This is a genomic window from Synechococcus sp. CCY9202 (assembly GCF_034931685.1).
GTDB lineage: Bacteria > Cyanobacteriota > Cyanobacteriia > PCC-6307 > Cyanobiaceae > CBW1002.
On sequence record NZ_JAYGID010000009.1, the window covers coordinates 44136 to 58682 of the forward strand.

General features: G+C 63.6%; 12 protein-coding genes. 7 read left to right on the plus strand and 5 right to left on the minus strand.

Annotation, left to right across the window (positions count from 1 at the left end; genetic code table 11):
- Positions 1–36: 36 nt before the first annotated feature.
- A complete protein-coding gene (locus VB777_RS01210) occupies positions 37–1554 on the plus strand; it encodes a glycosyltransferase family 25 protein (RefSeq protein ID WP_323246523.1) in 1518 nt (505 codons plus the stop codon).
- 404 nt (positions 1555–1958) lie between these two features.
- Positions 1959–2939: a hypothetical protein gene (locus VB777_RS01215; RefSeq protein ID WP_323246525.1), complete on the plus strand. Its 981-nt coding sequence runs from the start codon at positions 1959–1961 to the stop codon at positions 2937–2939.
- A gap of 111 nt (positions 2940–3050) precedes the next feature.
- Here VB777_RS01215 and VB777_RS01220 read toward each other — a convergent pair whose 3' ends face one another.
- From VB777_RS01220 to VB777_RS01235, 4 genes are all read right to left on the minus strand, one after another.
- Positions 3051–3917: a polysaccharide pyruvyl transferase family protein gene (locus tag VB777_RS01220; RefSeq protein WP_323246527.1), complete on the minus strand. Its 867-nt coding sequence runs from the start codon at positions 3915–3917 to the stop codon at positions 3051–3053.
- A gap of 349 nt (positions 3918–4266) precedes the next feature.
- Positions 4267–5673, minus strand: a complete 1407-nt coding sequence (dnaB, locus tag VB777_RS01225; RefSeq protein WP_323246529.1) for a replicative DNA helicase — start codon at positions 5671–5673, stop codon at positions 4267–4269.
- Positions 5674–5788: 115 nt separating this feature from the next.
- On the minus strand, positions 5789–6247 hold the full coding sequence (gene rplI, locus VB777_RS01230; protein ID WP_197157652.1) for a 50S ribosomal protein L9: 459 nt from the start codon (positions 6245–6247) through the stop codon (positions 5789–5791).
- 36 nt (positions 6248–6283) lie between these two features.
- Positions 6284–7309, minus strand: coding sequence for an acyl-CoA desaturase (locus VB777_RS01235; RefSeq protein ID WP_322757860.1), 1026 nt, complete (start codon positions 7307–7309; stop codon positions 6284–6286).
- 58 nt (positions 7310–7367) lie between these two features.
- On the opposite strand from VB777_RS01235, the gene VB777_RS01240 reads away from it, so the two are divergent.
- Positions 7368–8177 carry a hypothetical protein gene (locus tag VB777_RS01240; RefSeq protein ID WP_197157656.1) on the plus strand — a complete coding sequence of 270 codons (810 nt, stop codon included), beginning with the start codon at positions 7368–7370 and terminating at the stop codon, positions 8175–8177.
- A 31-nt stretch (positions 8178–8208) separates the two neighbouring features.
- On the opposite strand, the gene VB777_RS01245 is transcribed toward VB777_RS01240, so the two are convergent.
- The gene (locus VB777_RS01245; protein WP_323246582.1) at positions 8209–9072 is read right to left on the minus strand and encodes an acyl-CoA desaturase; all 864 of its coding nucleotides are present in this window, start codon (positions 9070–9072) and stop codon (positions 8209–8211) included.
- Positions 9073–9301: 229 nt separating this feature from the next.
- Between VB777_RS01245 and VB777_RS01250 the strand changes: the two genes are divergently transcribed.
- From VB777_RS01250 to VB777_RS17345, 4 genes are all read left to right on the plus strand, one after another.
- Positions 9302–10600, plus strand: coding sequence for an aminotransferase class I/II-fold pyridoxal phosphate-dependent enzyme (locus VB777_RS01250; protein ID WP_323246533.1), 1299 nt, complete (start codon positions 9302–9304; stop codon positions 10598–10600).
- 71 nt (positions 10601–10671) lie between these two features.
- Positions 10672–11061, plus strand: coding sequence for a glycine cleavage system protein GcvH (gene gcvH, locus VB777_RS01255; protein WP_197157659.1), 390 nt, complete (start codon positions 10672–10674; stop codon positions 11059–11061).
- 59 nt (positions 11062–11120) lie between these two features.
- Positions 11121–14135 carry an aminomethyl-transferring glycine dehydrogenase gene (gcvP, locus tag VB777_RS01260; RefSeq protein ID WP_323246535.1) on the plus strand — a complete coding sequence of 1005 codons (3015 nt, stop codon included), beginning with the start codon at positions 11121–11123 and terminating at the stop codon, positions 14133–14135.
- Positions 14136–14307: 172 nt separating this feature from the next.
- Positions 14308–14505, plus strand: coding sequence for a hypothetical protein (locus VB777_RS17345; protein ID WP_231598237.1), 198 nt, complete (start codon positions 14308–14310; stop codon positions 14503–14505).
- Positions 14506–14547: the final 42 nt, after the last annotated feature.

Consider the following 14547-nt stretch of genomic DNA (forward strand, 5'->3'; position numbering starts at 1 on the left):
ACCAGCCATGAATCACGTCGTCTACCAAAGTGACAGGTGAATCAGTCTGCCGCGCAGCATCCAGTGCAGCTTCCACGCGTGAGTCTCTGCACGGTCACGCATGGTCCTGCCGGACTGCTGCCACTCTTGCAGCAGCAGATCTTGACACAGACCTATCCTCGCGAACTGCTGGAATGGGTGATCGTAGACAACAGCGACGACAGCACACAAGCTTTTCAGCCGGATCCCCACCAGGGTCTCACGATTCGCTATGAGCGCCTGAAGCAGAGGCTGCCGTTGGGCCAGGTGCGCAATCTCAGCCATGGATTCTGCAGCGGCGAGATCATCGTGGTGATGGACGATACTGATTATTACCCGACCGGCCGGGTGGCCCATGCGGTGCAACGACTCAGCGGAGGCGATGGCTTGATGGCGGGCTGCAATCAGCTGCCAGTGCTGTTCCTGCCGGAGCGAGAGCTGTGGCTGGCTGGCCCGTTTGGCAGCAACCAGGCTACGGCGGCCACCTGGGCCTTCAAGCGGGAACTATTGCTGCAAACGCGCTGCTCCGACAGTGTCACCTCCGGCGAGGAAAAAAGTTTCCTGAAGGACTTCACGCTACCACTGGTACTGCTAGATCCAGATCACACGATTCTTTGCATCTCTCACAATAATCATCGGCCTGATTTTCGAACGCTCAAAGCCGCTGGCGATACCGATCAGCTCCGGCCAGTTGGCGCTGCACTGCAAGCCAATGTGATAAGACACCTGAGATCTATATTATCGCGCTACGAGCAAGCCATTGCCGGTGCCAATCGGGCTGACGGCGAAAGAAATACTCCCAAAGGCAAGTCTGTCTCTCCATGGCAGAGGCTAGGATTACAGCATGCTTGGTGCATTTCGATTGAAGGAAATTCTCAGCGCCAAGAGATCATCAATGCAAGACTTGCGCAGGCGGGGCTTGACTGCTTTTTCTTCAAAGCAATCACGCCTGAGACACTGCCACAAGTTAGCACTGACATGCCTGTATATAATCGCCCAGCTCAACTCGCGTGTCTGTCCAGTCATTTGATGCTGTTTAAACTTCTTGCCAGCGAAAGCGGTCCAAACAACCAAGTCTTTCTTGTGCTTGAAGATGACGCCATTCTTCGTGATGACTTTAATTCGGCTGCTTTCCTCAAGCAACTTCCCGCGGACTGGGAGATCATTCAGCTTGGAACAAATAACCCAAGCTTCCTAACACGCCTGCTTGAGCTGGCTGACCATGACATCCCTTTCATCCGTTGGGAGCACGAATTCTGGGGGACCTATGGCTATCTAATCAAGAAGAAGATTGCTCGACGATTGGCCAATCGCTTTCTGCGCGACTCTACTTGTCTTGATCTAAAGAAGTTGTATCGGCCAACTCGGTGCGTTGCCGACTTTTTAATTTACGAAGAGGCGATAACTTACACGGCCTGTGATCCGGTCGTAAGCTTTGACTGCAAATTTTCCAGCACTGTCAATGATAGCGATGTCGTGGCCTCCCTAACGGCGCAAGCACACAAGATGACCTCTCAACGTTGGAGCAGTCACTGAGGACACTCTTCTATTCACGGCCAATAGCAATACGATGTGGCCATATGCTCTCTGTGGTGACAGCAGAAGATCATCAACCGACTGGCATGGCAGCATATTGCACATAGCTAGTTTCGCAGCAGTTTCCATAGTGCTGGCGTAGCTGCCTATCGGCACAGCAGATTCAAGTCATTGGATTTCAGCCAATCACACTGATGCCAATCTCAAGATAGAATCCCGACAGATCAAGCTGGCTCATGTCGAAAAGTGTTCACCTATTTCTTGACGAAAGATCATCCGGCAATGTGCTGAGAAGAGATCTCACAATCGAGTGCTTCGATAACAACAGATCCATCTCAAGGGATTCCATCTACTACGAATTTTTCGGCCATTCTAAGTCGACTGCAAATTTAGACTTTGCAATAGTGGCCGTTCTTTTTGCATCCATGAAGACCGGCAGAGACATTTATGTTCATGGAAGCGCAAGCCAATCCCTGATGCGTAATCTCGAAGAGTTTCAACATGTTTTTTGCTCATGGTTTCCCAATCTATATCAATGCGTGGATATCAATGCAGACCACATTGACAAGAAAGTAGTGGTTGACACTGGCCAGTCAGCAGTTCTTCTCTTCTCAGGAGGGGTGGATAGCTGTTTCAGCCTCTTCAAGCACGTTAATCGATCCCCTGGAAAATATCACGTAAACATTGATGCTGCCGTTCTCGTGCATGGATTTGACATTCGTCTTGAGGCTCAGGCAGCTTTTGACCAAGCCGCCAAAAGTTGCCGCAAGATTCTTGCGGCAACAAATATTCCTCTCGTCTGCGTCAAGACCAACGCAAGGCTGGCGCTGCCCGACTGGGAGCAGAACTTTGCAGCCGCTTTCGCTGGTGTATTACATCAATTCAATGGCAGTCATTCCATAGGCATACTCAGCAGTGACGCGAGATACGACGCACTGACTCTGCCTTGGGGCTCTAATCCCATATCCGATCACATGCTTTCCAGTGATATCTTCTCTATCATGGCTGAAGGACATGCTTTTTCGAGAACCGAGAAAGTAATGCACATCTCAGAGACTTTGGAGTGTGTCAATAATCTGCGAGTCTGCTGGGAAGGGCCGCAGACAGGCGCGAACTGTTGCGTGTGCGAAAAGTGTATTCGGACCATCCTGAACTTTCGCGCAGCCGGCAAGCCACTGCCCTCGGCTTTTGAGAAGGATATTACAGATGAGCAGATCATGAGGCTTGGAGATAAGCTGATGAACGTGGCAAAACTAAATGAACTAGTCAGTATTTACACTTTTGCAACGAAACATGAGATTGCAGGTACCTGGCTGGAGACACTGCAAAAAGTGATCAGCAAGCAGGTAGCGACAAGATCTCAGTCAAATCATTCATCCTTATGATGTCAGGAACGCCAAGACGAAACACAGGCTATCCAGAGCCAGATCGATCGTTTCCGAAGGGAGCTCCGCCTGAAGTGACCATCCCAGCATTACCGAAAATCCTGAAAGATCTCAACCTAGTCTAATATTCAAGCCGGGCCTATTTTTCAATGAGAATTCATACACGGCGCTAATCTTCTTGTAGCAGTTATCGTACAAATAAACCTCTTTGCCAAGCAGTGCTGCTGCGATGCCGACATGCAATCTATCCGTATGGATCACTGCAGCGGGCGCCAGCAGCGAGAGAAACCACGACACGCAATTAAATACCAAGGGAGCATCAAGATACGTCACTCCAAAGCCCCTGCTGGGGAATCCCTTAGGCCAAAGGTTTGATATGTCTATGCTATTTTTGCCTGCAAGCAAGGGATTGGCTACGGATTCGCAATCATTTCGCAGAATACAAAGTGACTGCCCTCTGCCTGCATTGCCATACAAGGCGTTAAAAGTTCTCGGCATTGCAAGACGAGGGTCTTCCATGTCCAAGGATAAACCAATATCATGGTCTATCTTGATCGTAAGATGCCGAGCATCTAGGCTCCGTAAATAGTGTTGAGTCGTGGCCTCTCTGGCAAATATCGTAAGATCCCCTTCATAGAGCTGAAGGACGCTGTCGACACCAAAGCAGCTATGAGGGAGCACACACAAACCCGCCTTTTGCCTTGACAAGCTTGCCAGCACCTTGGCGGCATCGGCATAGAAAGGAACGAGATTACCGCCGCCACTATAAATATAGTAATTACTCGGCTTATGCTGCATACCGCTCCTTGCAAGCGTGCATCGAATCCTGCGCTTCTCAAGTTGCTGTATTGTTGCGCATGCAATGACTGCGTCTCCAGAGTTTCCTGGATTCGGGAAGAAAATCAGGTCATACCCTTGGTCCTGTTTTGTCTTGATAAATTCAAAACAGTCTTCAATCTCTGATCTGTCGCTTGGCACCCCTTTGCTTTCATATAATTTACTCTTTGGCAGCTTACCACGATACCAGTCAATCCGAATACTCCTTGTCTGTGGGCTGTTGGCTTTCCGGCAAGCGCCGCTCCCAGCCTCTCAGATTCAGCTCAAGCCTTGACTACAGCTCCTGTGACGCAGGTGACCAGAATCATTACATAGAATTCGGGAAAATCTTGACGAGTCGAATCCGGCCTTTTCAGGGCCGCTTGATTGCCCCGCGACATGGCTCGATGACGACCTCGCTCCAAGGCGCGTCAACATCTCAGACCAGGGTGAATCTGGCGACCTGATTCGCAGCGGCACACCAGCAGACGCACCAGCACATGCAACTGAATCAGGCCGCCAGATTGCGGAAGCGGGTGAACTGCGGCTCGAACAGCAGCTTCACCGTTCCCACCGGCCCGTTGCGGTGCTTGGTCACAATCACTTCGGTGATGCCACGATCGGGCGTATCGGGGTTGTAGTACTCGTCGCGGTAGATCATCAGCACCAGGTCGGCGTCCTGCTCGATCGAGCCCGATTCCCGCAGGTCGCTGAGCATCGGCCGCTTGTTGGTGCGTGACTCCACCCCACGGCTGAGCTGGGAGAGGGCCACCACCGGCACGTTGAGCTCGCGGGCCATCTGCTTGAGGCCGCGGGTGATACGGGAGAGTTCCTGGACGCGGTTATCGGAACCCGATCCCTCCATCAGCTGGAGGTAGTCGATCACCACAAGACCTAGCTCCTTGCCGCTCTCGGCCATCAAACGGCGGCAGAGGGAACGCATCTCGAGCACGCCGGCATTGGGCTTGTCGTCGATGAAGATCGGCATCTGGCCCAGGGTGTTGATGCCCTGCCCCAAGAGCGGCCACTCCTCCTGCTGCAGGCGGCCGGTGCGCAGACGACCGCTCTCGATGCCCACCTCCATGGCCAGCAGCCGGTAGGTGAGCTGCTCCTTGCTCATCTCCAGCGAGAACACGCACACCGGCAAGTTGTGGAGCTGGGCCACGTTCTTGGCCAGATTCAGGGTGATGGCGGTCTTGCCCATGGCGGGGCGGCCGGCCACGATGATCAGGTCACTGCGCTGCAGCCCCTGGGTCATGGCGTCGAGGTCGTAGAAGTTGACTGGGATACCGGCCACGGCCGTGCCCAGGGAGCGGCTCTCGATCTCGTTGAAGGTGCTGGTGAGGATCTCGGCGGTGGGGGTGAGGCCGGCGCTGGGTTTCTGCTGGCTGATCGCGAAGATCTTCTGCTCAGCCTCATCGAGCACCTGCTCCATCGGCTTGCTCTGTTCGAAGCCGAGCCGGATCACCTCATTTCCCGACTTGATCAGCTGGCGGCGCAGGTACTTGTCCATCACCAGGCGTGCCACCTGGTCGATCGAGGCGGTGGAGAGGGTGCGCTCCACCAGCTCCACCAGCCGTCCGCTGCCGCCCACCTTCTCCAGGTGGCCTGTGTCCGCCAGCCAGGCCGCCATGGCGGTGAGGTCGGTGGGCTTGCCCTGGCTGTGCAGCATCAGGGCGGTGCGGTAGATCTCGCGATGGGCACCCAGGTAGAACGCCTCCGGCTGCACCACGTCAGCGATGCGGCCGATCGCATCGGGATCGAGCAAAATGCCGCCCAGAACGGCTTCCTCGGCCTCCAGGTTCTGGGGTGGCACCGAATCGGGCAGCGCCTCGAAGCTCGCCTCTGCGGCGGCCCGGGCGCGGCGGCGCGGGCCAGGATCGGCCGCATCGCTGGGAATCGGAGGCGCGCTCACCATCGGCGGCAATGGGAGGGTGTGACAACAGCACCGTAGACGGCCCACACCACAACGCCGTCAAGGCCCGAAGGCCCCGACGGCGTGACGTTGGCGGCAGCCATGGTCGCCGCAGCGATCAGTAGCTGACCACTTCGAGATTGAGCTCGGCGGTGACGTCGTGGTGGAGCTTCACCTGCACCTTGTAGGAGCCGGTGCGATGGATCTCGGGCACCAGGATGTGGCGGCGGTCCACCTCTTTCTTGGTGGCGGCTTCGATGGCCTCGGCCACATCGCCGTTGGTCACCGTGCCGAAGATCACATCGTCGTTGCCGGCCTGCTTCTTGATCGTGAAGCGGCCGATCGTGGCCAGGGCGGTGCGGAAGGCTTCCGCCTCGGCCTTGAGGGCGGCCTGGCGCTCGGCCTCCTTGGCCCGGCGGGCCTCCACCTGACGCATCACCGCGGGGGTCACGGGGATGGCCTTGCCGGTGGGAAGGAGGAAGTTACGGGCGTAGCCGGGGGCCACATCCACGAGATCGCCGTCCTTGCCCAGGCTGAGGACGTCCTCGTTCAGTACGACTTGTACGCGCTTGGCCATGGATTCGAAACCGACGCTCTGACGAAAACCGATTGTTCAACCTACGCCACCGACCGCACCCCGCTCCTGGGCATCCGCCAGGGTGGGGCCGCCGAGGGCCGCCTTGGGCAGCCGCACCTTGGTGGCCAGGCCCAGGGCCCGCATCAGGCGGATGTGCTCCCAGGTGAGATCGATCTGACCGGGCTCCAGACCCTGGCGGGCCGAATGGGGGAAGGCATGGTGGTTGTTGTGCCAGCCCTCACCGAAGGTGAGCGCCGCCACCCAGGGGTTGTTGCGGGAGGCATCGCCGCTGGCATGGCTGACGCGACCCCAGCAATGGGTGGCGGAATTGACCAGCCAGGTGGCGTGATAGACGAGCACCAGACGCAGGGGGATGCCCCAGAGCACCAGGGCCCAGCCGCCGGCACCGGTGACGGTGCCGATCCAGAACAGCAGGCCGGCCAGGGGGAGCTGCAGGGCCAGGAACCAGTTGTTCAGCCAGCGGTAGTAGGGATCGGCAGCGAGATCACCCGTGAGCCGAGGCACGGCTCCCATGGCCGGGATCTCCTTGAACATCCAGCCCATGTGGCTCCACCAGAAGCCACGGTGGCTGTTGTGATGATCCGCATCCGTATCGGAAAACTTGTGGTGGTGACGGTGCAGACCCGCCCAGTCGATCGGGCCGTGCTGGCAGCTGAGGGCGCCACAGGTGGCGAAGAAGCGTTCCAGCCACTGGGGCACGCGGAAGGCCCGATGGCTGAGCAGCCGGTGGTAGCCGATCGTCACGCCCAGGCAGGCGGTGACCCAGTAGAGAACCACCAGCGAGGCCACGGCGGGCACGCTCCAGAAGCGAGGCAACAGGGCCACCAGGGCCAGAACGTGGATCGTCGCCATGAAGCCGATGGTGACCCAGCTGCGGCCACTCGGAATTTCCGGGGTGGGCTCACCGCGGCGGGGGCGACGCAGCCGGGCGGAGCGCTGCAGGGCATCCACCGCGGCGACGGACGCCGCCTGGTGGCTGCGCAGACCGGCAGCAGAGGCGGCAGCCGCGGCGACCGGAGAACGTGTAGCTGTGGCGGTCATAACGGACCGGCTCCTGATCAATCGATAAGATGGTAGCAATACGGATCCTGATCAGCAAGTGGGCTATCGAGACAAGCTCGGTGCGGGCCGCGCCGCCTTCGCCCATCTGATCAAGGTGTGGCATGAGCGCAACGACTGGAGTCACCGCGTCTTGCCGGGCCTGGCCGAGGCCCTCGATCTGGGCAAGGTGCACAACTCCCAGATCTCGATGCTGCGCAACGGCAAGCTCGCCTCCCCCGGGCCGGAGGTGTTTCTCGCCCTCGGCAGCGTCAACCAGTGGCTGGCTGCCCAGCCACCCGGGCAACCGCTCACCGCCGAACTGCGCCAGTTGCTGCTGGACACCCCCGAAGCCCTGGAGGCGCTGGCGGTGTCCGCCCAGCCCGTGACCGATCCCCACGGCGGTGTGCTTGGCCCCGGGGAGCTGCTGGAGGTGTTCGTGGGCGTGCGCCAGCCGCCGCCGGCCTTTGACCTGCGGATCGCCGATGCCGAGGCCGCCGGCCTCAGTGCCGCCCTGGCAGGGCTGTTCACCGCTGGCCAGCCGTGGCGGCAGTGCCGCACGCTGCTCCTGGAGGCCTATCCGGTGGCCCGTCGCCAGCGGCGCGAACGCTTCGCGGAGGTGATGGCCGGCCAGAGCGATTACAACGCCAGCGAACTGGATGCCGAACTGCCCGATCTGCGTCGCACTCTGGCGGCGCTGGGGGTGGCGGGAGAGCAGGAGCTGAGCGCCGATCAGTTCCTGGAGCTCCTGCGCGACAGGGCCCGGCAGCAACGGCTCGGAATGAACGGCCATTCCCTCGACCTGGCGGCGGCGATCCGGAGGGAACTTGGGGCGATGCCAGGGCCGCAGAGAGGATCAGGCGAAGCCTGAAGGAACAGGCAGCGCGGCGGCAGCTGAGGCTTCAGGCCCGGTAGTGGGCCACACGGACGCGTCGCGCCCAGCCGAAGGCCCGTAGCAACTTGATGTGCTGCCAGGTGATGTCGAACTCGAACCAGCGCAGGCCGTGGCGGGCGGAGTGGGGATGGGCGTGGTGGTTGTTGTGCCAGCCCTCGCCGAAGCTGAGCAGCGCCACCCACCAGCAGTTGCGCGACAGATCCGGGCAATCGAAGTTGCGATAGCCGAAGGCATGGGTGGCCGAGTTCACCAACCAGGTGACGTGATACACGAGCACCAGGCGCAGCGGAATCGCCCAGAGCACCAGGCCCAGGCCACCGCCCCGCACGCCGGCCCTTTCGCCGTACCAATACAGAGCCGCCCCGAGGGGCAGCTGCAGCAGCAGGAACCAGCGGTCGAGCCAGCGATAGAAGGGATCGCGCTGCAGATCGCCGGTGAAGCGGGCCACGTGCTGCACCGCCGGAATCTCGTGCAGCATCCATTCGCTGTGGGCCCACCAGAGGCCGCGGGCGGCGTCGTGGTGGTCGTTGGGCTGGTCGGAGAACTTGTGGTGATGGCGATGCAGACCCACCCATTCGATCGGGCCGCTCTGGCAGGCCAGGGTGCCCATCAGCACCAGGGTGCGCTCCAGCCAGAGGGGCGCCACGAAGCTGCGGTGCGCCACCAGGCGATGCAGACCCAGGGTGACGCCCAGCACCGTGACCCAATAGAGCAAGGCCAGCGCCGCCAGCCCCTGCCAGCTCCAGAACTGCGGCAGCAGGGCAAACACGGCCCCCACATGGATGGCCAGCATGAAACCGGTGGTGCCGAGCTTGAACTTGCGTTGCCGCGGCGGCAGCGGCAGGCGCCGGGCCGCCAGGGCGGCGCGGATGCGGGCCTCCTTGCGCTCGCGATGGGCGGTGCTGAGGGCTTCAGCCCCGTCGGCGGGATCAACACTGTGAACCAGCACGGGCTCACCGGATCGCGGCGCGTTGGGCACTGAACTCAATGCTTCTGGACTGGAAACCAAGGAACTCTCCGGGTGTCTGGTGCCTTGGCTTCTCCGTTCTGTAGCCAATGCAGCTAGAGAAATCTAACGGGCGGCAGCATGGGGCCTGCCGATGCACCGTTCGCCGATGGGCCTGCCCGCCGCCAAGCCCAGCGCTGCCCAGCGGGACTGGGCCCGGCAGCGGGTGGAGACCGCCCTGCAGCGCATCGCCCCCCAGATGGCGGCCCGCACGGCTGGGGTGCGTCCCCGCCTCGAACGGGTGCTGGAGGCCTTTGCGGCGGAAGGACTGGGAGTGCAGCACTTCGCCTCGGTGAGCGGCTATGGCCACGGTGATCTGGGCCGGGAGGTTCTGGATCGGGTCTTCGCCAGGGTGCTGCAGGCGGAGGCGGCCGCGGTGCGGCTGCAGTTCGTGAGCGGCACCCACGCCATCGCCGCGGCCCTGTTCGGCGTGCTGCGCCCTGGTGATCGACTGCTGGCCCTCACCGGCCGCCCCTACGACACCCTCGAGGAGGTGATCGGCATCCGAGGCAGCGGCCAGGGATCGCTGGCCGAGTTCGGCATCACCTACGACGAACTCGCCCTCACCCCGGATGGACGGGTGGACACCGATCGGCTGGCGAAGGCCCTGGCCCTGCCCACCCGCATGGTGCTGATCCAGCGCAGCTGCGGCTACAGCTGGCGGCCTTCGCTGGACGTGGCGGAGATCGGCCGGCTCTGCGAACGGGTCAAGGCCCTCCAGAGCGGCGTGGTGTGCTTCGTGGACAACTGCTACGGCGAGCTGGTGCAGGAGCAGGAGCCAACGGCGGTGGGAGCGGATCTGATCGCCGGCTCCCTGATCAAGAACCTGGGCGGCACCATCGCCCCCAGCGGCGGCTACGTGGCCGGCCGCGCCGATCTGGTGGAGCAGGCCTGCTGCCGCCTCACAGCGCCGGGCATCGGCAGCGAGGGCGGCAGCGGCTTCGACCTGCACCGTCTGCTCTTCCAGGGCCTGTTCCTGGCCCCGCAGATGGTGGGCGAGGCGCTGATCGGCGCCGATCTGGTGGCCACGGTGTTCGCCGAACTGGGCTACGCCACCAACCCCGGCCCCGGAGCCAGCCGCAGCGACATCATTCAGGCGGTGCGGCTGGGGGATCCCGATCGGCTGCGGCAGATCTGCCGCGCTTTCCAGGCCGCCTCACCGGTGGGGGCCTATCTCGATCCGGTGCCGGCGCCGATGCCCGGCTATGCCAGCGAGCTGGTGATGGCCGGCGGCACCTTCATCGACGGCAGCACCAGCGAGTTTTCAGCCGATGGTCCCCTGCGGGAGCCCTACGTGCTCTACACCCAGGGAGGCACCCACCACGCCCACGTGGCCATCGCCCTGGAGCGGGCCCTGGCGGCCCTGAAGGCGAACGACCTGATTCCCGAGTAACCACAACCGGCGCCAGCACCGGCGGGCGCTGCCCTCCTCCAGACTGAGCCTGCACAGCCCCGCCTCCGGCCATGGCACTCCACTTCCCCGACGACTGCCGCTACGCCGACAGCCACGAATACGTGCGCGGCGAAGGCGACCAGCTGCGGCTTGGACTGAGCGCCTTCGCCATCGACCAACTCGGCGACATCGTCTTCGTGGAGCTGCCCGAGGTGGGGGCATCCCTGAAGCGGGGCGAGAGCTTCGGCAGCGTCGAATCGGTCAAGGCGGTGGAAGATCTGATGGCGCCGATCAGCGGTGTGGTGGAGGCGCGCAACGAGGCAGTGCTGGCCAGCCCGGAGGAACTGCAGAACGATCCCTACGGAGAGGGCTGGCTGCTGGTGGTGCGTCCCTCCGATCGCGGTGAGCTGGACGCCCTGCTGGAAGCCCCCAGCTACCGGGCCAAGGTGGAAGGCGCCTGAGCCTGCAAGGGAGCTGGCGAGCCTCCCTAGGATCCCGCCCGACCTTGGGCGCAGCTGCGGTGAGCACGGACTTCCTGGAGCGTCATCTCGGTCCGGGGCCCTGGGAGCAACAGCGCATGCTCGAGGAGCTCGGCCTGCCGAGCCTGGACGCGCTGACGGCCTCCGTGGTGCCGGCCGACATCCTGCTGCAGGAGGCGGAGGCCTCCGAAGGCCTGCCGACCGGCTGCGGCGAAGCCGAGGCCCTGAAGGAGTTGGCAGCGATCGCCGCGGCCAATCAGATGCATCGCAGCCTGATCGGCCTGGGCTATCACGCCACGGCCACGCCGGCTCTGATCCAGCGTCACGTGCTGGAGAACCCCTGCTGGTACACCGCCTACACCCCGTATCAGGCGGAGATCGCCCAGGGCCGCCTCGAAGCCCTGCTCAACTTCCAGACCCTGGTGAGCGAGCTCACCGGGCTGCCGATCGCCAACGCTTCGCTGCTGGATGAGGCCACCGCCGCCGCCGAGGCGATGGCCCTGGCGCTGGCGGTCTGCAAGCGACCGGAGGCCCACCGCTTCCTGGTGGACCGGGCCGTGCTGCCCCAGACCCTGGCGGTGCTGCAGACGCGGGCCGAACCGCTCGGCATCCGCCTGGAGCTGATCGACGCGGCAGGCTGGCGGGGTGACGGGTCATCAGCGCTCGCAGCTGATCTCTTCTTGGCCGATCTCTTCGCAGCCGATGTCTTCGGACTGGTGCTGCAGCTGCCCGGCAGCGACGGCCACCTCTGGGACCCCACGGCCCTGCTGGCCGCCGCCCGGGCGGCGGGGGTGATCAGCACCGTGGCGATCGATCCGCTGGCCCAGGTGCTGCTGGAGCCGGTCGGCGACCTGGGGGCGGACATCGCCGTGGGCAGCCTGCAGCGCTTCGGTGTTCCGATGATGGGCGGCGGCCCCCACGCCGCTTTCTTCGCCACCCGCGACGCCTACAAACGCCAGATTCCCGGCCGGTTGGTGGGACAGTCGCTCGATGCGGAGGGCCGGCCGGCCCTGCGGCTGGCGCTGCAGACCCGTGAACAGCACATCCGCCGCGACAAGGCCACCAGCAACATCTGCACCGCTCAGGTGCTGCTGGCGGTGATGGCCAGCTTCTACGCCGTGCACCACGGCCCCGAAGGGCTCACCGCGATCGCCCGGCGGATCGTGACGCTGCGCGCCCGTCTGGCCGAGGGCCTGAGCGCAGCCGGCCTGCCGCCGGACCCCGGCACCGGCTTCGACACCCTGGTGGTGCACAGTCCCGACGCCGACGCCCTGATGGCTCGGGCGGCCGGAGCCGGCTTCAACCTGCGGGCCGGCATCGACGGCAGCGGTGTGGCGTCAGGGGCCGCGCCGACAGGAGCCATGCCAGCCGTGGCCATCAGCCTCGATGAGCTCAGCAGCGAGGCTGAAGTCGAGCGCCTGCTGGCCGCCCTGGCCGATCCGGATGCGGCCGCCACACCAGCCATGCCGGCGGAGGCCTCCGCCACCAAGCCAGGCCAGGCCACGGCCAGCCCCGGCACAACCGGCAACCCTGAGCCCCCTGCGCTCGCCAGCCTGCTGCCGGATCTGCCCCTGCGCCACCGCCCCTGGCTGACCCAGGAGGTGTTCCACTGCTACCGCAGCGAAACGGAGTTGCTCCGCTACATCCAGCGCCTCGCCAGCAAGGATCTCTCCCTGGTGCACGGCATGATCCCGCTGGGCAGCTGCACCATGAAGCTGAACGCCGCGGCGGAACTGGCGCCGGTCAGCTGGCCCGCCTTCAGCCAGCTCCATCCGTTCGCACCGGCCGAGCAGCTGGCCGGCAGCCGCCGGCTGGTGGACGACCTGGCGCGCTGGCTGGCGGCGATCACGGGCTTCGCCGGGGTGTCGCTGCAGCCCAATGCCGGCTCCCAGGGGGAATACGCCGGACTGCTGGTGATCCGGGCCTGGCATGCCAGCCGCGGCGAGCAGCACCGCAACGTCTGCCTGATTCCCACCAGCGCCCACGGCACCAACCCGGCCAGTGCGGTGATGGCGGGTCTGCGGGTGGTGGCCGTCGCCTGCGACTCCGACGGCAATATCGACCTCACCGACCTGGAGGCCAAGGCCTCGGTCCACGCCGGCGAGCTGGCGGCCCTGATGGTCACCTATCCCTCCACCCACGGTGTGTTCGAGACCGGCATCCGCCGCATCTGTGACCTGGTGCATGAGCACGGCGGCCAGGTCTATCTCGACGGCGCCAACCTCAACGCCCAGGTGGGGCTGTGCAAGCCGGGGCTCTACGGCGCCGACGTCTGCCACCTCAACCTCCACAAGACCTTCTGCATTCCCCATGGCGGCGGTGGACCCGGCGTGGGCCCGATCGGCGTGGCGGCCCATCTGGTGCCGTTTCTGCCCGGCCATCCCCTGGCGGCCTGCGGCGGCACAGCCGCGATCGGCCCGGTGAGCGCCGCCCCCTGGGGCAGCGCCGGCATCCTGCCGATCAGCTGGATGTACATCCGGATGATGGGAGGAGCCGGCCTGCGCCGCGCCAGCCAGGTGGCCCTGCTGGCGGCGAACCTGATCGCCGAGCGACTGGATTCCCATTTCCCGGTGCTCTACCGCGGTGCCAACGGCCGCGTCGCCCATGAATGCATCCTCGACCTGCGGCCACTGAAACGCTCGATCGGGCTGGAGGTCGACGACCTGGCCAAGCGGCTGATGGACTACGGCTTCCATGCCCCCACCGTGAGCTGGCCCGTGGCCGGCACGGTGATGGTGGAGCCCACCGAAAGCGAGGCGCTGGCGGAGATCGACCGCTTCTGCGCCGCCATGGTGGCGATCCGCGCCGAGGCGGCCGCGATCGAGAGCGGCGACGCCGACCGGCTCGACAACCCGCTCAAGCGCGCGCCCCACACCCTGGCCGTGGTGACCGCCGACAGCTGGGAGCGGCCCTACAGCCGCAGCCAGGCGGCCTTTCCGGCCGGCCCCCAGCAACGGGAGAACAAGTTCTGGCCGGCTGCCTCCCGGATCGACAACGCCTACGGCGATCGCCATCTGGTGTGCACCTGCCCGACAGTTGAGGAACTGGCCTCCTGATCGTTCGAGGGGTTACATCTTTTGGCGTAATAGCGCATCATTGCGTCGTTTCGGGGCCAGTTCCATGGGTAGCGGAGGCAACAGCGAAGACGGCTGGGGGACTCAGACCAACTCAGGGCGCTCGCTGCGCGCCCTGAACCGCCCTGAGTCCGAGGCGGTGCCGGGCCCCTCCCTGCCCCCTCTCCCCAGCATCAACCGCAGCAGCGGCAGCGAAGCCACCACCCGCAGCGATGGCACCAACGTGGTGCGGGTTCCCTTCGGTGTGCGCCAACCCCGCCGTCTCCGGCCGACTCGGCCCGATCACTGGGCCACCCTGGTCCTGCCGTTCCAGGTCGGGGGCTCCACCCCTCCACCCCCTCAGGCCGCCTGAGGGCGAGGACAAGACACGATCCATCCCGCCCTGAGAACTGGC

What these genes read in the sequence shown, in the direction of transcription:
- VB777_RS01235 (WP_322757860.1), bottom strand. Translation starts at nt 7,309, where the DNA reads ATGACCGCCACAGCTACACGTTCTCCGGTCGCCGCGGCTGCCGCCTCT.
- gcvH (WP_197157659.1), top strand. Translation starts at nt 10,672, where the DNA reads ATGGCACTCCACTTCCCCGACGACTGCCGCTACGCCGACAGCCACGAA.
- dnaB (WP_323246529.1), bottom strand. Translation starts at nt 5,673, where the DNA reads ATGGTGAGCGCGCCTCCGATTCCCAGCGATGCGGCCGATCCTGGCCCG.
- VB777_RS01250 (WP_323246533.1), top strand. Translation starts at nt 9,302, where the DNA reads ATGCACCGTTCGCCGATGGGCCTGCCCGCCGCCAAGCCCAGCGCTGCC.
- rplI (WP_197157652.1), bottom strand. Translation starts at nt 6,247, where the DNA reads ATGGCCAAGCGCGTACAAGTCGTACTGAACGAGGACGTCCTCAGCCTG.